Origin of the sequence: Amycolatopsis sp. NPDC051903 (assembly GCF_044452505.1) — a bacterium.
Taxonomy (GTDB): domain Bacteria; phylum Actinomycetota; class Actinomycetes; order Mycobacteriales; family Pseudonocardiaceae; genus Amycolatopsis.
The window spans coordinates 146,662-166,773 of sequence record NZ_JBITBT010000012.1 but is presented as its reverse complement, the minus strand read 5'-3'; the positions used below and the strand labels follow the sequence as shown (position 1 = coordinate 166,773).

The window sequence follows — 20,112 nt, the reverse complement described above, 5'->3', positions numbered from 1 at the left end:
TTCAAGGTGGGGGCACCCCGTCAGCGAAGGAGAGCCCATGCGCCCCGCGTTCCACCTCGCCATCCCGGTCGACGACCTGGCCCGCGCCCGCGAGTTCTACGGTGGCGTGCTCGGGCTCGAGGAGGGCCGTTCGGCGGACGCGTGGGTCGACTGGAACTTCCACGGCCACCAGGTCGTCACGCACGTGGTGGCGGGCGCACGCGCCGAAGCCGGCCGCAACCCCGTCGACGGCCACGACGTGCCGGTGCCGCACTTCGGCCTGGTCCTCGACGTCGACTCGTTCCACGACCTCGCCGGCCGCCTGCGCGGCGCGGGCACGGAGTTCGTGATCGAGCCGTACCAGCGCTTCGCCGGCGAGCCGGGGGAGCAGTGGACGATGTTCCTGCACGACCCGGCCGGCAACGCACTGGAGTTCAAGGCGTTCCGCGACGAAGCGCAGCTGTTCGCGAAGTGAACGTCCTCGTCACCGGCGGGTCCCGCGGCATCGGCCGCGCGATCGCCCACGCCTTCGCCGCCCGGGGAGACCGGGTGGCCGTCCACTTCGGATCGAACGCCGCCGCGGCCGAGGAGACGCTGGCCTCGCTCCCGGGCGAGGGACACGTCGTCGTCGGCGGTGATCTCGGTGATCCCGCTGCGGCGCAACGGATCGCGAACACCGCCGAGGAGCTGCTGGGCGGGGTCGACGTGCTCGTGAACAACGCCGCCGTCGGCACCACGCCGGAGACGTCGACACCCGTCGAGAGCGTTGATTACGCGCACTGGCAAGAGGTCTGGCGGCGCACGCTCGACGTCAACCTGCTCGGCGCGGCCAACGTCTCGTTCCACGTCGCGCGCCACCTCATCGCGCGCGGGGCGCCGGGGCGGATCGTGAACGTCGGCTCGCGCGGCGCGTTCCGCGGCGAACCCGAACACCCCGCGTACGGCGCGAGCAAGGCCGCGCTGCACGCGCTCGGCCAGTCGCTCGCGGTGGCGCTGGCGCCGCACGGGATCTCGGTGACGTCGGTGGCGCCCGGGTTCACGGCGACCGAACGCGTCGCGCACCGGATCACCGACGCCGTGCGGGAGCAGAGCCCGTTCGGCCGGGTGGCGGAGCCCGAGGAGATCGCCGGCGCCGTCGTCTACCTGGCTTCGGCTGAGGCGACGTGGGCGTCGGGCGCGATCCTCGACCTGAACGGGGCGTCGTACCTGCGCTGAAGTGTGAACTGGGTCACGCGTGCAGCAAGCCGGGGTGCGAAAACGTCGGTAGGGCGTGCGGATCGCAGGGAAGATCGTCGTCTCGGCGCTGGCGTTCGTGGTGTTCACCGGCACGGCGTACGGCTACACGACGCTGAGTTCGCTCGACGACGTCACGCGCAGCAGCGTGATCGACGCGGGCAAGGAACCCGCCCCGGGTGAGCAGCCGGCCGACGGCTCGCTCGACATCCTGCTGGTCGGCCGCGACTCACGCACCGACAACCGGGGCAACCCACTACCGGCGGACGTCCTGCGCGAACTGAGGGCCGGGCCCAACGGCGACGACCTCACCGACACCCTGATCGTGCTGCGGATCCCGAACGGCACGCAGACCGTGAAAGCCTTCTCGATCCCGCGCGACTCGTACGTGACGCTGCCCGGCGGCGACAAGGGCAAGATCAACGCCGCGTACGGACACGGAAAGGCCCTGGAGGCTTCGAAACTGCGCGCTGCGGGCGAGACCGACAAGAACGAGGTCGAGCAGGAGTCGCTCACCGCCGCCCGCCGCGCCACGCGGCAGGCGGTGGAGGACCTCACCGGCGTGACGATCGACCACTTCGCCGAGGTGAACCTGCTGAGCTTCTACGACATCAGCAACGCGGTCGGCGGCGTCGAGGTCTGCCTCAACAACGCGACGAAAGATCTCAACTCGGGCGCGAACTTCCCGGCGGGGCCGCAGAAGATCTCGGGCGCGGACGCGCTCGCCTTCGTCCGCCAGCGCGACGGCGTCAAGGGCACGGACTTCGGCCGCATGCGCCGGCAGCAGGTGTTCCTCGCGTCGCTGGCGCACCAGGTGCTTTCGGCCGGCACGCTCGCCAATCCCGGCAAGCTCGACGCGCTCATCGACGCCGTGAAGAAGTCCGTGGTCCTCGACGATTCCTGGAACCTGCTCGACTTCATCGGACAGCTGCGCGGCATTTCGGGCGGTGGCATCCAGTTCACGACGATCCCCGTCGTGAACCCCGACTACCGCTACAGCAAGACGAACCCCCGGGCGACGGCGGTGCAGGTGGATCCCGCCCAGGTCAAGGCGTTCGCCGCGGGGCTCATCGGTGCCGCGCCGGCCCCGCCGGCGGGCCCGGTCGTCGACGTCGCCAACGCGGGCGACTCGGCGGGTCTGGCCTCGCGCGTTTCGGATGTGTTGAAGGACAAGGGTTTCGCTCCGGGCAAGACCGGCAACACGACGCCACGCCGGACCTCGCTGGTGCGTTACGGTTCGGCGCTGGCCACCCAGGGCGCGGCGGTGGCGAAGCTCCTGGGGGGCCTCGCCACCGCGGAATCCGCCGACGTGCCGCCCGGCCACATCGAAGTCGTCCTCGGTGAGGTCTACGCCGGCCCCGGCACGAGCACGGGTGGTGGCGGCGCGGCGCCCGGCGCGGGGGACCAGCCGATCACCTCGGCGGGCCAGAACTGCGTGGACTGATCCGGCGCCGGGCCGGGAGCCCGGTCCTGGTTGACTGGACCGATGCGATCACGGGCCCGCGCACTGCTCGCCGTCGCCGTGTTCGCGGTGCTCGTGGTGACGCTGTGGCCGGGGCACCTAGTGCCGCCCGAGAACGTGAACCTGGTGCCGTTCGCGGGGATCGTCGACGAGGCCGTGAACGTCCGCGCACCGATCGGGGTGCTCAACAACGCCGGCAACGTGCTGCTCTTCGTACCGCTCGGGTTCCTCGCCGCATTCGCCACGCGACGGCGCGCCGCGATCGTCCCCGTGCTCGCCGGGTTCTCGGCCGCCATCGAAACAGCGCAGTACTTCGTCGGGCGTAGCGCGGACGTCGACGACGTGCTGCTCAACACCCTCGGTTCCGCGCTCGGGGTCGCCGTCGCCGTCGCCGCGGCGGTCCGGTCACGCGCGAAGCAGCGCGCGTGACCGGACCCCGGCGTCAGGAGTGGTGGTGCGGCTCCAGCCGGACCACGACCGCCTTGGACACGGGCGTGTTGGACTTCTCGGCGACGGAGTCCAGCGGCACCAGCGCGTTGGCCTCGGGGAAGTAGGCCGCCGCGCAGCCGCGGGCCGTCGGGTAGGCCACGGCGCGGAAGGCCGGCGCGCGGCGGTCACCGTCACGCCACTCCGACACCAGGTCGACGATCTCGCCGTCGGCGACGCCGAGGTCGGCCAGGTCGTCCGGGTGCACGAACACCACGCGCCGGCCGTCCTCGATGCCGCGGTAGCGATCGGACAGGCCGTAGATGGTGGTGTTGTACTGGTCGTGGCTGCGCAGCGTCTGCAGCAGCAGCCGTCCCTCGGGGATCTCCGGGTATTCGAGCTCCGACACGGTGAACGTGCCCTTGCCCGTGGCCGTCCCGGTGAACTCGCGCGAGTCGCGCGGCGCGTGGGGGAGGGTGAAGCCGTCGGGCTCGCGGACGCGGCGGTTGTAGTCCTCGCAGCCCGGCACGACGGCCGCGATGCGGTCGCGTACCAGGTCGTAGTTCTTCTCGAACGACCGCCACGGCACCGCGTGCCCGGCGCCCAGGAGCCGTTCGGCCAGCCGGCAGACGATCGCGACCTCGGACAGCAGGTGCTCCGACGCCGGCGCCAGCCGCCCGCGCGAGGCGTGCACCTGCGACATCGAGTCTTCGACGGTCACGAACTGCGGCCCCGACTCCTGCGCGTCGCGCTCGGTGCGCCCGAGCGTCGGCAGGATCAGCGCCGTGCGGCCGTGGACCACGTGCGAGCGGTTGAGCTTGGTCGACACGTGGACGGTCAGCGAGCACGAGCTCAGGGCCTTGGCCGTGAGCTCGGAGTCCGGCGTGGCCGACGCGAAGTTGCCGCCCATCGCGAAGAAGACCTTGCCGTGCCCGTCGCGCATCGCGCGGATCGAGTCGACGGTGTCCCAGCCGTGCTCGCGCGGCACGGTGATGCCGAACTCGCGGTCGAGCGAATCCATGAACGATTCGGGCATCTTCTCCCAGACGCCCATCGTGCGGTCGCCTTGCACGTTGGAGTGGCCGCGCACCGGGCACAGGCCCGCGCCCGGCTTGCCGATCATGCCGCGCGCGAGCGCCAGGTTCGCGATCTCGGCGATCGTGGGCACGGCGTGCTTGTGCTGCGTGAGCCCCATGGCCCAGCAGTAGATCGTGCGCTCCGACGTCGCGATCATCCGCGCGAGGTGCTCGATCTGCGCGCGCTGCAGGCCCGTCGCCAGCTCCGTCTCGGCCCAGTCGAGCTCGAGCAGGTTCTTAGCCCAGTCCTCGAAGCCGTAGGTCGACGACTTCACGAAGTCCCCGTCGATGATCGTGCCCGGCGCCTCGTCCTCCCACTGCAGCAGCAGGTGCCCGACGGCTTGGAACAGCGCGAGGTCACCGCCGAGGCGGATCTGCGCGAACTCGTCGGCGAGCGGGGTGCCCTCGCCGACGACGCCGCGCACGTTCTGCGGGTTCTTGAACCGCATGAGCCCCGCCTCGGGCAGCGGGTTCACGGCGATGACCTTCGCGCCGTTGCCCTTCGCCGTCTCCAGCGCCGAGAGCATGCGCGGGTGGTTCGTACCGGGGTTCTGCCCGACGACCACGACCAGGTCGGCGTGGTGCAGGTCCGCGAGCGACACCGAGCCCTTGCCGATGCCGGTGCTCGTGGCCAACGCCGAGCCCGATGACTCGTGGCACATGTTGGAGCAGTCCGGCAGGTTGTTCGTGCCGTACGAGCGCACCAGCAGCTGGTACAGGAACGCGGCCTCGTTGCTGGTGCGCCCGGAGGTGTAGAACACGGCCTCGTGCGGGCTCGCGAGCCCGTTCAGCTCGTCGGCGACCAGGCCGAACGCGTCGTCCCACGAGATGGGCTCGTAGTGCGTCGCGCCCTCGCGCAGCACGAACGGTTCGGTGACGCGGCCCTGCTGGCCCAGCCAGTAGTCCGTCTTGTCCCGCAGGTCCGCGATCGCGTGAGTGGCGAAGAACTCGCGGTCGACGCGGCGGCGCGTGGCCTCCTCGGCCACGGCTTTCGCACCGTTCTCGCAGAACTCCGCGAGCTTGCGCTTCTCGCCGTCCTCCTGGCGCGGCTCGGGCCACGCGCAACCGGGGCAGTCGAAGCCGGAGCGCTGGTTGAGCAGGCGCAGGGTGCGCGCCGTGCGCGTCACGCCCATCTGCTCCACGCCTCGCGTGAGCGAAACCATCACACCGGGGATGCCGGCGGCCCAGCTCTTCGGCTTGCCCACCTTGAGGTCGGCTTCGTCCACGTCGGCTTTCGGCGCTTCACGGGTCATGTGTTCATCGTCCGCCTCGATGATCGACAGACCAACACCGGGTTGCGAATTTCACGTTGACAGTTCAGGCCGCGCGGGCGCGCTCGCGCCGTTCGGCGAGCTTCAAACCGCGGTCCGCGATGGTCACGACCAGCAGCAACGCGCTGATCACCACGAGCACGGTGCCCAGCCGGTGCAGACCTCCGGAATCGGCGTGGACGCCGTAGCACTGGGCGATCACGGTCGACGCGACGATCGCGCCGAGGTACTGCGCCGTGCGGAACAGGCCGCTCGCGGTGCCCATGGTCTCGGAGGGCGACTCTCGGTAGAGCGTGGTCTGGTTCGCGACGCTGGTCAGGCCCTGCGCGAGCCCGAAGAGCGCGACGAGCACGAGCAGGAAACCGAGCCACGTCGTGTCGCCGACGAACAGCAGCGCGACCGAGCCGCCCAGCAGCGCGACGGCGACCGTCACCAGCCGCGCCCGCACGCCGGTCGGGCGCCCCGACAGCGCCGCCGCGCACATGGCCACGGCCGACATGGGCAGGAGCAGCAAACCCGACACCGACTCGCTGAACCCGCGGCCCTCCTGCAGCCATTGGACGTAGCCGAACATGATCGCGTAGATCGCCATGAAGCTCAGGGCCTGGCGCAGGTAGGTGCGCAGGATCGGGGTGTTGGCCGCGAGCATCCGCAGGTCGATGAACGGCACCTGCGCACGCAGCTCGACCCGCACGAACAGCACGCCGATCGCGACGGCGGCCACGAGCAGCCACAGGTCGCCGATGCCCGGTGCCATCAAGTAGAAGAGCAGCACCAGCAGCGCGAGCGAGAACAGCGCGATGCCGCGGACGTCGATCGGCTTCGGCTTGGTTCCGTCGCGGGCGGGCGCGTCCTTCGGCACCCAGAAGATCGCCAGCAGCAGCGACGCGCCGGCCAGCGGGATGTTGACCGCGAAGATCGCGGGCCAGCCGAAGAGCGTGATCAGCACGCCGCCGAGCGTCGGGCCGATGACCATGATCGTCTGCGACGACAGCGACAGCAGCGACAGCACGCGGGCCGGCACGCCCTCACCCAGCGCGTCGGCCCGCCGGCGCAGCACCGCCATGGCCGCGGGGAAGCCGGCGCACGTGCCGATGCCGAGCACGGCGCGGACGCCGGTGAGCCAGTCGACCGAGAGCGGGACCATGCCGGCGACGCCGGCGACGATCACCACGGACGCGCCGCCGAGCAGCACGCGCCGGGCGCCGTAGCGGTCGACGAGCAGGCCGACCACCGGCTGGCCGACGGCGGTGGCGAGGTAGAGGGCGGAGATGAGCCAGGCCGTGCGGCCGGGCCCGGCGCCGAAGGTCTGCCCGATCGGCACGAGCGCGACGGCGATGAGGGTGGAGTTGATGGGGTTCAGCACCGCGCTCGCCACCAGCGGGGTGACGAGTTTGGCACCGAACTTCGCCGGTGCCTTTCGGGGCGTTGCGGTGGTCGTCACGACTCCTCTTCAGTGTTGGGCTATGCGTTGGAGCAGGGGCAGGGCGGTGCGGACCGTTTCGAGCTCCTCGGCGCTGAGTTCGGCGGCCAGTGCGTGGGCCAGCCACTCGTCGCGGTGCTGGCGGATCCCGCGCACGGTCTTCGTGCCGAGGTCCGTCAGGGCGATCACGGTCCGGCGCCCGTCGGCGGGGTCGCGCGTGCGGCTCAGGAAGCCGAGCGCGTCGAGTGCCGACAGGGTCGCGGCCATCGACTGCTGCCGCACGTGCTCGGCGGCGGCGAGCTCCCCCTGCGTCGCCGGCCCTTCGCGGTGGAGGCGGTGCAGGACCGCGGACTGCGACGGCGTGAGGCTTTCGGCGTTGTCCACCTGCCGGAGGCGCCGGTGGAGTTGCGCGACGACGCCGCGGATCCAGCCGGCTGATTCGGCGACGTGCGGGGGTACGGTGGCCATATAAACAGTCTAGGCTGTTTAGTCTGACCTGTGTATGTCCGCGGGGGCGATCTCGGACACAGAGGGTGACGCGGGTCTCTCGGGGGTTCGCCTTGCCGCGAGCGAAGGGCCCGCCGGAAGCGGTACCGCCTTTTTCCGACCGGGAACGAGGCGGCGCCGCTCATTCTTTTCTCACGGTTTTCGGTGCAATTGCCGCTTGTTGACACCCCCTGATCCGGGCAGGACGATGAGATCGCGCTGCTGCACGACGGCACCATTTCCTTGAGTCCGTGGACATTCGCGCCATTTCCGGACAATGGCGTGGTGGGAGGCGCTGATGCCTGCTTGGACCCGAATACGCAGCCGCAGCCGGGCGGACGCGAGGGCCGCCGCCGAGGCCGGACGCGGGCCGGGATACGCGCTGGTCGCGGGCTGGTCGGGGATTCTCTTCGCGGCGCTGTTCACCGTCGCGCTCGTCCTGGTGCACCGGGCGCCGGGGCTGACCGTGCCGGACAGCCAGTACGCGAATTTCTACGCCGACGGCGGTTCCGGTGCATTGGTGACCGCCGGTCTGTACATCGTGCCGTTCGCCGGCATCGTCTTTCTGTGGCACATGACGGCCACGCGTGAATTCATCGCCACTCTGCCCGGCACGCAAGACCGGGAAATGCCGCGGGCGCTGCAGCTGGCCTCCGGGGTGGCGTTCATCATCCTGCTGTTCTCGGGGATGGCGATGGCCGGGGCGATCGCCCTGCTGAAGCAGTTCTCGGCGGCGCCGCTGCCGCCCGTGTACGTGGCGCGCGCACTGAGCGCGGCGGGGTACGGGCTGGTGTTCGTCTTCGGGGCCCGGGTCGCCGGCATGTACATGATCACCACGACGACGCTGCTCAGCTCCGCGGGCGTGCTGGCGCGCCCGCTGGCGTGGTTCGGCTACCTCTGCGCCGCCGCGGTGCTGCTGAGCTGGACCTTCCACCCGGCCTTCGCACTGATCTTCCCCGGCTGGATCTTCGTCGTCGGCGTCGTCGCAGTGGTCCGGGCCCACCAGGCCAAGGCGCGGGCCGCGCAGCCGAGCCGGTCCGGCGCCGTGCCGCAGCCCGCCGAAGGGCACGTCTCCAAGGAGTGAACGCATGACCACCAGGACCCCCATCGACGAAATCCCCGGCCCGCGCGCGCTGCCCTTCGTCGGCAACGCCTTCGACATCGACGCCCACCACCCGTTCGAAAGCATGATGGGGATGGCCAGGGAGTACGGCCCGATCTTCCGGCTGACGACGCCCGGGGGCGTGCGGCTGATCGTGTCCGGCGCCTCGCTCGTCGAGGAGATCTGCGACGACGCGCGCTTCGACAAGGTGGTCAGCGGTGGCCTCGCGAACGTGCGCCGGACGGCCACGTCCACCGGCTTGTTCACGGCCGAGACGGACGATCCGCTGTGGCACCGCGCGCACAACATCCTGATGAAACCCTTCAGCCTGCAGTCCATGCGCGACTACGTGCCGATGATGCTGGACATCGCGAACCAGCTGGCCGACAAGTGGGAGCGGCTGAACCCGGACGAGGACGTCGACGTGCCGGCCGACATGACCCGCCTCACGCTGGACACCATCGCGCTGTGCGGGTTCGGCTACCGGTTCAACTCCTTCTACCGCGACACCCAGCACCCGTTCGTCGCGGCGATGATCCGCACGCTCACCGAATCGCAGGCCCGGGCCCGCCGGCTGCCCATCCAGACCAGGCTGCGGATCCACGCGCAGCGGCAGCTGGAGGAAGACCAGGCGTTCATGAACGACCTGGTGGACAAGCTCATCGCGGAACGCCGCGCGGAGGGCGACGCCGGCAAGAAGGACGACCTGCTCGGCCAGATGATCAACGGTGTCGACAAGCAGACCGGCGAACGGCTGCCCGACGACAACATCCGGGCCCAGTGCATCACGTTCCTCATCGCCGGCCACGAGACCACCAGCGGCTTGCTGTCGTTCGCGATCTACTACCTGCTCAAGAACCCCGACCTCCTGGCCCGCGCCCGCGCCGAGGTCGACGAGGTGTTCGGCACCAGCGCCGAGCCCACCTACGAGCAGATCCACAAACTTACCTACGTGCGACAGGTGCTCGGCGAGGCGCTGCGGCTGTGGCCGACCGCGCCCGGGTTCACCCGCACGCCGTTCGAGGAAACCGTGATCGGCGACCGGTACCTGGTCGAACACGGCCTCCCGCTGACCGTGCTCACGCCGATGCTGCACCGCGACCCCAGCGTGTGGGGCGACGACGCGGAGGAGTTCGACCCCGAACACATGGCGCCCGAACGGGTCGCGGCCCTCTCGCCCAACGTCTACAAGCCCTTCGGCACCGGGCAGCGCGCCTGCATCGGCCGGCAGTTCGCCATGCAGGAGGCCGCGCTCGTGCTCGGCATGCTCGTGCAGCGCTTCGATTTCATCGATCACCTGAACTACCAGCTCAAGACCAAGACGACGCTGACGATCAAGCCCGACGACATGCACATCCAGGTGCGGCCGCGCCCCGGGTTCCGGCTGGACCGGCCCGGCAGTGCCGCCGCGCCCGCGAAGGCCGTCTCGGCGGCGCCCGCCGCGCGCGCCGCACTGGCGCCGGACGCGCACAAGACCCCGTTGCTGGTCGCCTACGGGTCGAACCTCGGGACCGCGGAAGGGATCGCGACGCGGATCGGCCGTGAGGGGACCGAGCGCGGGTTCGCCGTGACGCTGAGCGCGCTCGACGACCTCACGGACGCGCTGCCCACCCCGGGCGCGGCCGTGATCGTCACGTCGTCCTACAACGGCACGCCGCCGGACAACGCCGGCAAGTTCTGCGACTGGCTGCGCGGATCCGGCGCGGCGAAGGACGCCGCCGCCGGGTTGTCCTACACCGTCTTCGGCTGCGGCAACACCGAGTGGGCCGCCACCTACCAGGCGGTGCCGAAGCTGATCGACACCGAACTCGCCGCGCACGGCGCCACCCGGCTGCACCCCCGGGGCGAGGGTGATGCGAACGGCGACTTCGACGCCCAGTACCGCAGCTGGCACCACGGGCTGTGGGCCGACCTGGCCGCGAACGCCGGCCTGCCCGAGAGCGCGGCCGAACCCGCCACGGCCGGCCCCCGGCTGTCGATCTCGCTGGTGAACCGCCAGCTGACCAACCCCGTGATCATGTCCTACCAGGCCCAGCCGGCGCTGGTGCGCGTCAACCGCGAGCTGCACGCGCCCAACGGCGGGCGGTCCACGAAGCACATCGAGGTCGCGCTGCCCGAGGGCGTCGACTTCCGGGCCGGGGACCACCTCGGGGTGCTGCCGCGCAACCACATCGACCTGATCCGCCGGGTGATGCAGCGCTTCACGCTCGACGGCGGCATGTACGCGACGATCATCCCGAACGCCGGTGAGCACACCCACCTCCCGATCGACGAACCCGCGCCGCTGCTCGGCATCCTGGCCAGCTGCGTCGAGCTGCAGGACGTGGCCACCCGCGCCGGGATCGAGGTGCTCGCCCACTACACCGAGGACCCGGCCCAGCGCGCCGAGCTCGAGTCGCTGGCCGGGGACGACGAGGCGTCCCAGACCCGGTACCAGGAGCGGGTCTTCACGCCGCGGCGGTCGCTGCTGGACCTGCTGGAGGAGTTCCCCTCCTGCGCGGTGCCCTTCGACGTCTACCTCGACCTGCTGCCCCCGCTGCGCCCGCGCTACTACTCGATCTCGTCGTCACCCCTGACCGACGCGAAGGTCGCCAGCATCACCACGGGTGTGCTGCGCGCCCCCGTGCGCGGCGGTGGCGAGGACACGTTCTCGGGCGTCTGCTCCAACTACCTGGCCGGCAGTCCGGGCGGCAGCACGGTGTTCGTCTTCGTGCGCCGGCCCACCATCGAATTCCGGCCGCCGGACAACCCGCACACCCCGATGATCATGGTCGGAGCGGGGACGGGGCTCGCCCCGTTCCGCGGGTTCCTGCAGGAGCGGGCGGCGCTGCGCGCACAGGGTGTGCCGATCGCCGAATCGTTGCTGTTCTTCGGCTGCCGCGACGCGAACCGGGACTTCCTGTACGCCGACGAGCTGCGCGAGTACGACCACGAGGGGGTCGCGAAGCTGCACGTGGTGTTCTCGCGCGCCCCGGTCGACGGGCGCAAGTACGTCCAGCACGAGATCGCGGCCTCGGGCGACGAGGTGTGGCGGCTGCTGCAGGACGGCGCGGCGGTGTTCGTGTGCGGCAACGCGGCCACGATGGCGCCCGGCGTGCGGGCGGCCTTCACCACGCTCTTCGCGGAGAAGACGGGGGCCGGCGAGGCCGACGCGCAGGCCTGGCTCGCCGGTCTTCGCGCGGCGAACCGCTACGTCGAGGACATCTGGGGCGGCGGCTGACGCCCGCGCCGGCCGGCCTCGCCGACGTCGGCGGGGTCAGGCCGGTGGCGTACCCGTGATCGCGTGGGCAGCGAGGCCGAGGACGTACTCGATCGAGATCTCGTTGACGCCGTGGCCCTGGATCTGGTGGACGATCACGGCGGCCGCCAGGAGCAGGACGAGGCCGGCGATGGCGAGGACACCCGGCCAGCGGCTGGGGCCGGCCGCGCCGTAGCCGTAACCGGAGCCCGTCGACACCCGGCGTTCACGCCGCCGGCGCTTCTTCAGCTCCTTCTTCGCGCCCAGCCAGGCGTCGAGTTCGGCGTGCTTCTGCCAGTCCGGGTCGATGAGGTCCGGGTGCGTCTCGATCCGGTCGTCCGGATCTTCCGGGCGCGTCATCCGTGCACCGCCTTTCCCCCTGATAAAGCCCGCCGCGGCGGGTTCGTAGACTTGCCCATTGTGACCGAGAACGCTCCGCAGCAGAAAACCGACCTTCCGGGTGCCTGGGACCCGGCCGCCGAAGAAGCACCCCTGTACGACCGCTGGGTAGCGGCCGGGTACTTCACGGCCGACGCCGCGTCGGACAAGCCGCCGTTCTCGATCGTACTGCCACCGCCGAACGTGACCGGCAGCCTGCACATGGGCCACGCCCTCAACCACACCCTGATGGACGCCATGAGCCGGCGGCGCCGGATGCAGGGCTACGAGGTGCTGTGGCTGCCGGGCATGGACCACGCGGGCATCGCGACCCAGAACGTCGTCGAGCGCCAGCTCGCCGGCGAGGGCCTCTCGCGCCACGACCTGGGCCGCGAGAAGTTCGTGGAGCGCGTCTGGGAGTGGAAGGCCGAGTACGGCGGCAAGATCCTCGGCCAGATGAAGCGCCTCGGCGACAGCGTCGACTGGACTCGCGAGCGCTTCACCATGGACGAGAACCTGTCCAAGGCCGTGCAGACGGTGTTCAAGAACTTCTACGACGCGGGCCTGATCTACCGAGCCGAGCGCATCATCAACTGGTGCCCGCGCTGCCAGACCGCGCTGTCCGACATCGAGGTCGACCACAGCGACGACGACGGCGAACTCGTGTCGATCCGCTACGGCGAGGGTGACAACGCGATCGTCGTGGCCACGACCCGCGCGGAGACGATGCTGGGTGACACCGGCGTGGCCGTGCACCCGGACGACGAGCGCTACGCGCACCTCGTCGGCACCGAGGTCGAGCTGCCGCTGACGGGCCGCAAGATCCCGATCGTCGCGGACAAGCACGTCGACCCCGAGTTCGGCACCGGCGCCGTGAAGGTGACCCCGGCGCACGACCCGAACGACTTCGAGATCGGCCGCCGTCACGACCTGCCGATGATGACGATCATGAACGAGCGCGCCGAGATCACCGCGCACGGCCCGTTCGAGGGGCTCGACCGGTTCGAGGCGCGCCCGGCGATCGTCGCGGCGCTGCGCGAGCAGGGCCGGATCGTGGCCGAGAAGCGCCCGTACGTGCACGCCGTCGGCCACTGCTCGCGCTGCGACACCGTGGTCGAGCCGCGGCTGTCGCTGCAGTGGTGGGTCAAGGTCGAGAAGCTGGCCAAGGCCGCGGGCGACGCGGTGCGCGACGGCCGCACGAAGATCCACCCGGCCGAACTCGAGAAGCGCTACTTCGACTGGGTCGACAACATGCACGACTGGACGATCTCGCGCCAGCTGTGGTGGGGGCACCGGATCCCGGTCTGGTACGGCCCCGAGGGCGAGGTCGTGTGCGTGGGGCCGGACGAGCAGCCGCCGTCGGGCGAGGGCTGGACGCAGGACCCCGACGTGCTCGACACGTGGTTCTCCTCGGGCCTGTGGCCGATGTCGACGATGGGCTGGCCCGACGACACCGCCGACCTGGCGAAGTTCTACCCGACCAGCGTGCTGTCCACCGGCTACGACATCCTGTTCTTCTGGGTCGTGCGGATGATGATGTTCGGCGTGCAGGAGATGGCCGGCAAGCAGCCGTTCGACCACGTGTACCTGCACGGGCTGATCCGCGACGCGAACGGCAAGAAGATGTCGAAGTCGCGCGGCAACGTGCTCGACCCGCTCGAGTGGATGGACGCCTACGGCGCCGACGCCACGCGCTTCACCCTCGCCCGCGGCGCGAACCCGGGCGCGGACATGGCCCTGGCCGACGAATGGGCCGCGGGCTCGCGCAACTTCTGCACGAAGCTGTGGAACGCCAGCAAGTTCGCGATGATGAACGGCGCCGACGCCGCCGGTGAGCTGCCGGCCGCCGGCGAGCTGACCGAGGCCGACCGCTGGATCTTGGGCAGGCTTTCCGGGCTGGTGTCCGAAGTGGACGGCCTGTTCGAGGACTTCCAGTTCGCCAAGGTCGCGGGCGCGCTCTACCAGTTCACCTGGAACGAGCTGTGCGACTGGTACCTGGAGCTCGCGAAGGTCCAGCTGTACCAGGGCGACGAGGCGCGGGTCGCGTCGACGCGGAAGGTGCTGGGCCACGTGCTCGACGCCGTGCTGCGGCTGCTGCACCCGTTCATCCCGTTCATCACCGAGAAGCTGTGGACCGCGCTGACCGGCGGCGAATCGCTCGTGATCGCCGCGTGGCCCACCGCGCCGGCCGGGTACGCCGACGCCGTGGCCGACGCGCGGATCGCCGACGTGCAGAAGCTCGTCACCGAGATCCGCCGCTTCCGGGCCGACCAGGGGCTCAAGCCGGGCCAGAAGGTCGCCACGCGGCTCGCCGGCGCGGGCTTCGACACGGTGGCCGGGCACGAGGACGCCATCCGCTCCCTCGTCCGCCTCACCGACGCGACGCCCGAGTTCGCGGCGAGCGCCTCGCTGGAAGTCGCGCTGGCCGGCGGCGTCGTGACGGTCGAACTCGACCTCTCCGGCACGGTCGACGTCGCGGCGGAACGCAAGCGGCTGCAGAAGGACCTGGGCGTGGCTCAGAAGGAGCTCTCGCAGACCGAGGCCAAGCTGGCCAACGAATCCTTCATCGCCAAGGCACCGGAACAGGTCATCGACAAGATCAAGACCCGCCGCGCGACCGCCGCGGCCGACCTCGAACGCATCGAGGCGCGGCTGGCCGCACTGCCGGCTTCCTGACGGTTTCCCGCGAAAGTCCCCCGTGGTCGCGCCGGCCACGGGGGACTTTTCGTCGGTGGCGGTCCCCTCGGGCGGCGCGGCCGGCGGTGACGGGATTCAGCGCAGGAGCGGGAGCGCGCCGACGAGGCGGTTGACTCGCTTCGGCGGGCCGTGCAGCCCGACACCGATGGTGTCCAGACCGGCGGTCGAGGTGACCGACATCTTCTCGGTGTACTCGTCGTAGGTTCGGCAACTCTGGGCGAGCGAAGTGAAGGACACGAAGAACAGTTCGCCTTCTTCGACCGCTGCTTGCACGATGGTGGCGATCTTTTCGCGCGCAGCGTTGAGGATCGGGATCGGCAAACCGACGATGCCCGGGTGCGCGACACCGTCCGCGTCCTTGACGTCGGCTCCGACGAGGCCGTCGACCCGGTGTCCCAAGGTGATCGACAGGACCGCGGCCGCATTGGCGGCCAGGCCGGCCGGGAGCTCTTCGCTGACCACGATCGCGCACTTGTTCTTGACCTGTTCCGGCATTACCGCCCTTTCGGCAGACGTCGTGCGCACGGGCACGCACGATTGCGGTTTCACCGTAACGATGCCCACCAAGAATTCGATGAGTGCCGTGCTAAATTCGGCTGGTTGGGTCAGATGCCGAATACTACGTAACGCAACGGAGGAAGAGGTCGCGATGGACGAACTTGATTCGGCGCTGGTGACCCTGCTTCAGGAAGACGCCAAGCTGACCAACAAGGAGCTCGCGCGGCGCCTGCACATCGCGCAGTCGACCTGTCTCGAGCGGGTGCGGGAACTGACCCGGCGGGGGATCGTGCGCGGCCACCACGCCGACATCGACCTGAAGAAGATCGGCCGGCCGGTGCAGGCGATGGTCGCGGTGCGGTTGCGCCCGCCGGACCGAGCCGTGATCGACTCCTTCCGGTCCTTCGCGGCGAGCCTGCCCGAAGTCCTTTCCATTTTCGTCATGTCGGGCAGTGACGACTTCCTGTTGCACATCGCAGTCGCCGACAACGATCACCTGAGTGGTTTCGTCCTCGACCGGCTCACCCAGCGCAAGGAGATCGTGGACGTCCGGACGTCCGTCATCTTCAGCCACTTCCGCCGTCCGGTCGTGACGCCGCTCGCCCCCGGCGACGAATCGTGACGCGCGTGCTCAGCCGAGTGATCGGCCGGCTTCGATGAGCGCCAGGACTTCCGGCCGTAGCCGGCGGTCGGCCGCCGTTGCGAGGCGCGTGGGCATCACCGGGGCCGGGTTGCGCAGGGGGCGGAAGACGACGCCGGGCACGGGCAGCAGGTTCGCGTGCGCGCGGTAGAACACCGTCCAGTGTGGACGGCCCAGGCCGAGCGTGCCGAGGGTGTCCTGGGCGTTCGTGAACTCCTTGCCCAGCACCGGTTCGAAGCCCGCGCTGCGGCAGCCGGCCAGGACGAGGTCGTGCAGCGGGCGGTTGCGTTCCGGTGAGCTCAGCCGCAGCGGCAGCGCGGCCAGGTCGGCGAAGTCGACCACGGCGCGGTCGGCCAGCGGGTGGGTGGCGGGCAGCGCCACGACCACCTCGTCCGTCCACAAGGGAGTGAGGTCGAGCCCGTCGGAGGGCCAGTCGCCGCGGACGAAGGTGGCGTCGAGGTCCCCGTCGCGGACCTGCCGCAGCCGGGTGGTCGTCGGGGCGTGCACGAGTTCGAGCTGCGCGTCCGGGGCGAACTGGGTGAACGCCGCGAGGAAACCGTCCAGCCGGTCGCCGAGCCCGTCGCTCGTGCCGAGGCGGACCAGGTGGGCGCGCTCGGCGCGGAACTCGGTCACGGCATCGGCCGCGCGTTCGGCGGCGGCGAGCACCGCCCGGGCGTGGGGCAGGAACCGCTCGCCCGCCTCGGTCAGCGCCACGGTCCGGGTGGTCCGCTCGACCAGCTCGGTCCCCAGCTCCCGCTCCAGCCGCCGCACCTGCTGGCTCACGGCCGGCTGCCCGATGTGGAGCCGCTCGGCCGCGCGTCCGAAGTGCAGCTCCTCGGCCACCACCACGAAGTACTTCAGCTGGCGCAGCTCCATGCCCGGCCCCGTTCATCAGCGATCGTGATGAGTCTACGAGCGAGCTGCTCATTGGCCGGTTCCCGCGAGCGCGGTTGGCTCGACGCGAGCCCGGATGAAGGAGATTCGATGGCATTCGTCGAAGTGCGCAACACCCGTCTGTACTACGAGGACGAAGGGGCCGGCCCGGCCGTGCTGCTGGTGCACGGCTGGGGTTCGAGCGGGCGGGTCTGGCAGGCCCAGCTGCCGGACCTGGTCCGCGACCACCGCGTGGTCACGCTCGACTGGCGCGGCTGCGGCCGCTCCGACCGGCCGGCGGCGGGCAACACCATCGACGGCAACGTGGCCGATCTCGCCGAGGTGATCACGTCGCTGGACCTCGACCGGCCCGTGGTGGTCGGCTCGTCGATCGGCGCGGTCTTCGCCACCGACCTCGGGCTCGCGCGGCCCGAGCTCGTCGGCGGGGCCGTCGCGGTGGACGGGCCGGGGTACTGGCCGTCGGTGAGCATGCGGGACGAGCTGCTGGAGATCCGCGCGGCGCTGGCCGCCGACCGCGCCGGCGTGATCGCGGGCTGGGTCCCGACCTGGTACGCGCCGGGCGCCAGTGCCGCGCTCGTCGAGTGGACGACGCGGCAGATCATCGACTCGAGCGGGTGGCTCGACGGGCTGATGGACGAATCGGTGCGCTGGGACCCGCGCCCGCGCCTGCCGGGGCTCGCGGTGCCGATCGCGTACGTGCACGGCGAGCTCGACGCCCAGGTGCCCCTGGAAGTGCCGCACACTTGCGCCGCACTGACGCCCGGCGCTCGCGTGCACGTGATCCCCGGCTGCGGGCACATGCCGCAGCAGGAGAACCCCGGCGCGTTCACCGCGGTGCTGCGTGAAGTGCTCGCGGACCTGCGGGTGGCCGCGTGAGCCGGGCTGGCGCTCGACCGGGGGTGGGCGCCGGCCGGTCTGGGGCGCTGGTTTTCATCTCAGCTGGTGGGGTCCGCAAGCGAATAACGTGAGTTGACACGCCCGTGACGTGGCTGCGAGACTCGGCCGTGCCGAGGGAGGGGCGTCCACGAGCGACGGGGGTGGCGGATCGTCACGCCACCCCCGCTCGTTCGCGGTCAGTCTTCGAGCTGCCGGTCGATGATGCCCGCCAGACCCGCCATGCCTTCGGGCACCGGGTGGTACGCGGCGGCGGTGAGCAGCTTGGTGTCCTTGCCGTTGATCCAGGCCGAGCCGTCGGGAGCGCAGGCGTCGTGGCCCGCCGACGGGGTGAAGGTGTCCACATAGGACGCGTCACCGTCGGCTTCGACCGCGTTTTCGATGGCCGTGTTGAGGGCTTCTTCGACGCTGGTGAGCCAGGCGTAGTCACCGTCGGCGAAGGGCAGCACGTCGGGGCAGTAGCCGGACGCGGGCGCGATGCGCGGGTAGCCGATGGCGAACACCTTCGCCCGCGGCGAGCGGGCGTGGATGCCGGCCAGCACGGTTTCGACGCTCTGCTGCGTGGTCGCGAGCGCGGCCTTGACGGTGTCCACGCCGTCCGTCGTGAAGTGGCGCTGGCACGGGTTGCCGCTCGGGTCCTGGCTGCGCAGGCCCGGGCAGGTGCCGACGATCGTGCCGAACACGCTGGAGTCGTTGCCGCCGATGCCGAGCGTCACGAGGTCCGTGTCGAGGCGCAGCGCGGAGAACTGCGGCGGGTTCACGCCCAGCGGCACGTCTTGCGCCCGCGTCATGTTCGACGTGTCGGCGCCGGAGCAGCTGAGGTCCGCGTAGCTGTCGACGTGCAGCGCGGCGGCCAGGATCGACGGGTAGTTCGACGTCGAGCGCGCGCAGCCCAGCGGGTCGAGCCGCTGCGTGGGGATCAACGGCCCGGCCGTGTAGGAATCGCCCAGCGCGACGTAGTGGCGGTAGTCCTGCCGCGGCGCCGCACCCGCCGTGCTGGCTGTGGCTAGAGCCAGGACGACCACCGCGAGTGCGGCGAACACCTTGCGCATCGAAGCCCCCCATTCCCGTCACCGAATCACCGGACTCCTCCCACGTCTAGCCAGGTGCGCACGGGTTGCCTGCCGCCAACCGGGTGGACGGCTCGCGGATTCACCCGCCTGTGGTGTGATCGGGGCGGGGCAAGGGTTTCCGGTAGGTCAAGAGGTACCGCCAGAAGGGCAGGGCTCGGATCGTGCTGCCGGGCAGCAGCTCCGCGGCCCGCCGGCGCAGCTCGCCCATCCTCGGGAACTCCATGTTCACCGGCGCGGCCGGCAGCGGGTCCGTCCCGCCGTTGAGCCACTCCCCGGCGGCCACCACGCCCCGGGCGACGAGGTTGAGCGGGATCGACACCACCTCCACCGCCCAATCGGCCGGCGTGCTCGGCCGCGCCAGGCCGAGCACCGCGAGCACCCCGCCGGGGGCCAGCGCGGCGCGCAGTTTCCCGACCGTCTCGAACGGCACGTGGTGCAGGGAGGCGAGGCAGGAGATGAAGCCGTAGGCGTTCGCCTCGAGCTCGGCCGCCACGATGTCCTGGTGCCGGGCGGTGACCTTCCCGGGCCCGGGCGACCCCAGCGCTTCGGTCACGCGCACCATGTCGCCGTCGACGTCCACGGCGTCCACGTCGAGCCCCCGCGCCGCGAGCCGGCGCGCGAACCGGCCCTGCCCGCAGCCGACGTCCAGCGCCCGCACCGCCTCCGGCGGAACCAGGCCGAGCAACCGGGGGTGGTAGCGGTGGTTGTGGTTGAACGCCATGTCCCGAGCCTGCCAGGAAATCCCCGGCCGGCGCCGGAACCGCAGGTCACGCGGACCGTCACTACGCTCGGGCTCGTGGACCTGCTCCCGTTCGACGAGTACGCGCGCTCGCTCAACCGCAAACGAGTCGCGGCCGGCACGTTGATCCGCGACGAAGCCGACCGGGTCCTGGTGGTCGAGCCGTCGTACAAGGACACGTGGGAGATCCCGGGCGGCGCCTGCGAGGCCGGCGAACCGCCGTGGCGCGCCGCGCGCCGCGAACAGGCCGAGGAACTCGGGCTCGACCGGCCGCCGGGGCCGCTGCTCGTGGTCGACCACGTCCCCGAACGCGGTCCGCTGCCGGAGGCGCTGGCGTTCGTCTTCGACGGCGGCCTGATCACCGAGCGCGAGGTGAACCGGCTGGTCCTCGCCGACCCCGAGATCCGGTCCGCGCGGCTCCTGCCGATCGACGAAGCGGCGGCTCGCGCGAACCCGATGCTCGGCCGCCGGCTCCGCGTCGCCCTCGCGGCGGCGCAAGCCGGCCGCACGTGCGTGTTCTGCGAAGCCGGCCACCCCGTCCGCGCCTGACCACCGGCGCCGTCGCCGCAGGTCACGACGACGGAGGCGGGCCGACGCGTCGCG

Annotated in this window: 18 protein-coding genes; 10 read left to right on the top strand and 8 right to left on the bottom strand. The window is 71.0% G+C overall.

Translation table 11 applies throughout. The features are described from left to right. Positions 1–37: 37 nt before the first annotated feature. From ACIA77_RS25340 to ACIA77_RS25325, 4 genes are read left to right on the top strand one after another with little or no spacing between them, the layout of a single operon-like run. Positions 38–454 carry a VOC family protein gene (locus tag ACIA77_RS25340; protein WP_395888443.1) on the top strand — a complete coding sequence of 139 codons (417 nt, stop codon included), beginning with the start codon at positions 38–40 and terminating at the stop codon, positions 452–454. After that, complete coding sequence (locus ACIA77_RS25335) at positions 451–1,194, top strand: SDR family NAD(P)-dependent oxidoreductase (protein ID WP_395888442.1); 744 nt, start codon at positions 451–453, stop codon at positions 1,192–1,194. Before ACIA77_RS25340 ends, ACIA77_RS25335 begins: the two co-directional genes overlap by 4 nt. A 55-nt stretch (positions 1,195–1,249) precedes the next feature. Then, entirely contained in the window at positions 1,250–2,656 is a 1,407-nt protein-coding gene (locus ACIA77_RS25330; RefSeq protein ID WP_395888441.1) for an LCP family protein, read from the top strand. Positions 2,657–2,698: 42 nt separating this feature from the next. Continuing rightward, the gene (locus tag ACIA77_RS25325) at positions 2,699–3,103 is read left to right on the top strand and encodes a VanZ family protein (protein WP_395888440.1); all 405 of its coding nucleotides are present in this window, start codon (positions 2,699–2,701) and stop codon (positions 3,101–3,103) included. 13 nt (positions 3,104–3,116) lie between these two features. On the opposite strand, the gene ACIA77_RS25320 is transcribed toward ACIA77_RS25325, so the two are convergent. The 3 genes from ACIA77_RS25320 to ACIA77_RS25310 form a co-directional block, all read right to left on the bottom strand. Further along, positions 3,117–5,429, bottom strand: a complete 2,313-nt coding sequence (locus ACIA77_RS25320) for an FdhF/YdeP family oxidoreductase (RefSeq protein ID WP_395888439.1) — start codon at positions 5,427–5,429, stop codon at positions 3,117–3,119. Positions 5,430–5,493: 64 nt separating this feature from the next. Continuing rightward, positions 5,494–6,825: an MFS transporter gene (locus ACIA77_RS25315; RefSeq protein WP_395888506.1), complete on the bottom strand. Its 1,332-nt coding sequence runs from the start codon at positions 6,823–6,825 to the stop codon at positions 5,494–5,496. Between the two features lie 75 nt (positions 6,826–6,900). Beyond that, positions 6,901–7,338 carry a MarR family winged helix-turn-helix transcriptional regulator gene (locus ACIA77_RS25310; RefSeq protein WP_395888438.1) on the bottom strand — a complete coding sequence of 146 codons (438 nt, stop codon included), beginning with the start codon at positions 7,336–7,338 and terminating at the stop codon, positions 6,901–6,903. 316 nt (positions 7,339–7,654) lie between these two features. Between ACIA77_RS25310 and ACIA77_RS25305 the strand changes: the two genes are divergently transcribed. Continuing rightward, a complete protein-coding gene (locus ACIA77_RS25305; RefSeq protein WP_395888437.1) occupies positions 7,655–8,440 on the top strand; it encodes a hypothetical protein in 786 nt (261 codons plus the stop codon). A gap of 4 nt (positions 8,441–8,444) precedes the next feature. Then, the gene (locus ACIA77_RS25300) at positions 8,445–11,678 is read left to right on the top strand and encodes a bifunctional cytochrome P450/NADPH--P450 reductase (RefSeq protein ID WP_395888436.1); all 3,234 of its coding nucleotides are present in this window, start codon (positions 8,445–8,447) and stop codon (positions 11,676–11,678) included. Between the two features lie 36 nt (positions 11,679–11,714). Here the strand turns inward: ACIA77_RS25300 and ACIA77_RS25295 are convergent, their stop codons facing one another. Then, positions 11,715–12,056: a hypothetical protein gene (locus ACIA77_RS25295; RefSeq protein WP_395888435.1), complete on the bottom strand. Its 342-nt coding sequence runs from the start codon at positions 12,054–12,056 to the stop codon at positions 11,715–11,717. 60 nt (positions 12,057–12,116) lie between these two features. Between ACIA77_RS25295 and ACIA77_RS25290 the strand changes: the two genes are divergently transcribed. Continuing rightward, positions 12,117–14,750 carry a valine--tRNA ligase gene (locus ACIA77_RS25290; protein WP_395888434.1) on the top strand — a complete coding sequence of 878 codons (2,634 nt, stop codon included), beginning with the start codon at positions 12,117–12,119 and terminating at the stop codon, positions 14,748–14,750. 96 nt (positions 14,751–14,846) lie between these two features. On the opposite strand, the gene ACIA77_RS25285 is transcribed toward ACIA77_RS25290, so the two are convergent. Beyond that, positions 14,847–15,335 carry a DUF2000 domain-containing protein gene (locus ACIA77_RS25285; protein WP_395888433.1) on the bottom strand — a complete coding sequence of 163 codons (489 nt, stop codon included), beginning with the start codon at positions 15,333–15,335 and terminating at the stop codon, positions 14,847–14,849. An 85-nt stretch (positions 15,336–15,420) separates the two neighbouring features. On the opposite strand from ACIA77_RS25285, the gene ACIA77_RS25280 reads away from it, so the two are divergent. After that, positions 15,421–15,891, top strand: coding sequence for an Lrp/AsnC family transcriptional regulator (locus ACIA77_RS25280; protein ID WP_395888505.1), 471 nt, complete (start codon positions 15,421–15,423; stop codon positions 15,889–15,891). A gap of 9 nt (positions 15,892–15,900) precedes the next feature. On the opposite strand, the gene ACIA77_RS25275 is transcribed toward ACIA77_RS25280, so the two are convergent. Further along, positions 15,901–16,785 (bottom strand): LysR family transcriptional regulator, encoded by an 885-nt coding sequence (locus tag ACIA77_RS25275; protein WP_395888432.1) that lies wholly within the window; start codon positions 16,783–16,785, stop codon positions 15,901–15,903. A 108-nt stretch (positions 16,786–16,893) separates the two neighbouring features. Between ACIA77_RS25275 and ACIA77_RS25270 the strand changes: the two genes are divergently transcribed. Beyond that, a complete protein-coding gene (locus tag ACIA77_RS25270) occupies positions 16,894–17,679 on the top strand; it encodes an alpha/beta fold hydrolase (RefSeq protein WP_395888431.1) in 786 nt (261 codons plus the stop codon). 197 nt (positions 17,680–17,876) lie between these two features. Here ACIA77_RS25270 and ACIA77_RS25265 read toward each other — a convergent pair whose 3' ends face one another. Next, positions 17,877–18,749: an SGNH/GDSL hydrolase family protein gene (locus ACIA77_RS25265; RefSeq protein WP_395888430.1), complete on the bottom strand. Its 873-nt coding sequence runs from the start codon at positions 18,747–18,749 to the stop codon at positions 17,877–17,879. 100 nt (positions 18,750–18,849) lie between these two features. Then, a complete protein-coding gene (locus tag ACIA77_RS25260; RefSeq protein ID WP_395888429.1) occupies positions 18,850–19,491 on the bottom strand; it encodes a class I SAM-dependent methyltransferase in 642 nt (213 codons plus the stop codon). 75 nt (positions 19,492–19,566) lie between these two features. On the opposite strand from ACIA77_RS25260, the gene ACIA77_RS25255 reads away from it, so the two are divergent. Next, positions 19,567–20,058 (top strand): NUDIX domain-containing protein, encoded by a 492-nt coding sequence (locus ACIA77_RS25255; RefSeq protein WP_395888428.1) that lies wholly within the window; start codon positions 19,567–19,569, stop codon positions 20,056–20,058. The last annotated feature ends 54 nt before the right edge of the window (positions 20,059–20,112 follow it).

Coding starts and splice junctions, on each gene's coding strand:
- ACIA77_RS25340 (WP_395888443.1), top strand. CDS start 38: ATGCGCCCCGCGTTCCACCTCGCCATCCCGGTCGACGACCTGGCCCGC.
- ACIA77_RS25325 (WP_395888440.1), top strand. CDS start 2,699: ATGCGATCACGGGCCCGCGCACTGCTCGCCGTCGCCGTGTTCGCGGTG.
- ACIA77_RS25320 (WP_395888439.1), bottom strand. CDS start 5,429: ATGACCCGTGAAGCGCCGAAAGCCGACGTGGACGAAGCCGACCTCAAG.
- ACIA77_RS25310 (WP_395888438.1), bottom strand. CDS start 7,338: ATGGCCACCGTACCCCCGCACGTCGCCGAATCAGCCGGCTGGATCCGC.
- ACIA77_RS25305 (WP_395888437.1), top strand. CDS start 7,655: ATGCCTGCTTGGACCCGAATACGCAGCCGCAGCCGGGCGGACGCGAGG.
- ACIA77_RS25300 (WP_395888436.1), top strand. CDS start 8,445: ATGACCACCAGGACCCCCATCGACGAAATCCCCGGCCCGCGCGCGCTG.
- ACIA77_RS25295 (WP_395888435.1), bottom strand. CDS start 12,056: ATGACGCGCCCGGAAGATCCGGACGACCGGATCGAGACGCACCCGGAC.
- ACIA77_RS25280 (WP_395888505.1), top strand. CDS start 15,421: ATGGACGAACTTGATTCGGCGCTGGTGACCCTGCTTCAGGAAGACGCC.
- ACIA77_RS25275 (WP_395888432.1), bottom strand. CDS start 16,785: ATGGAGCTGCGCCAGCTGAAGTACTTCGTGGTGGTGGCCGAGGAGCTG.
- ACIA77_RS25270 (WP_395888431.1), top strand. CDS start 16,894: ATGGCATTCGTCGAAGTGCGCAACACCCGTCTGTACTACGAGGACGAA.
- ACIA77_RS25265 (WP_395888430.1), bottom strand. CDS start 18,749: ATGCGCAAGGTGTTCGCCGCACTCGCGGTGGTCGTCCTGGCTCTAGCC.
- ACIA77_RS25260 (WP_395888429.1), bottom strand. CDS start 19,491: ATGGCGTTCAACCACAACCACCGCTACCACCCCCGGTTGCTCGGCCTG.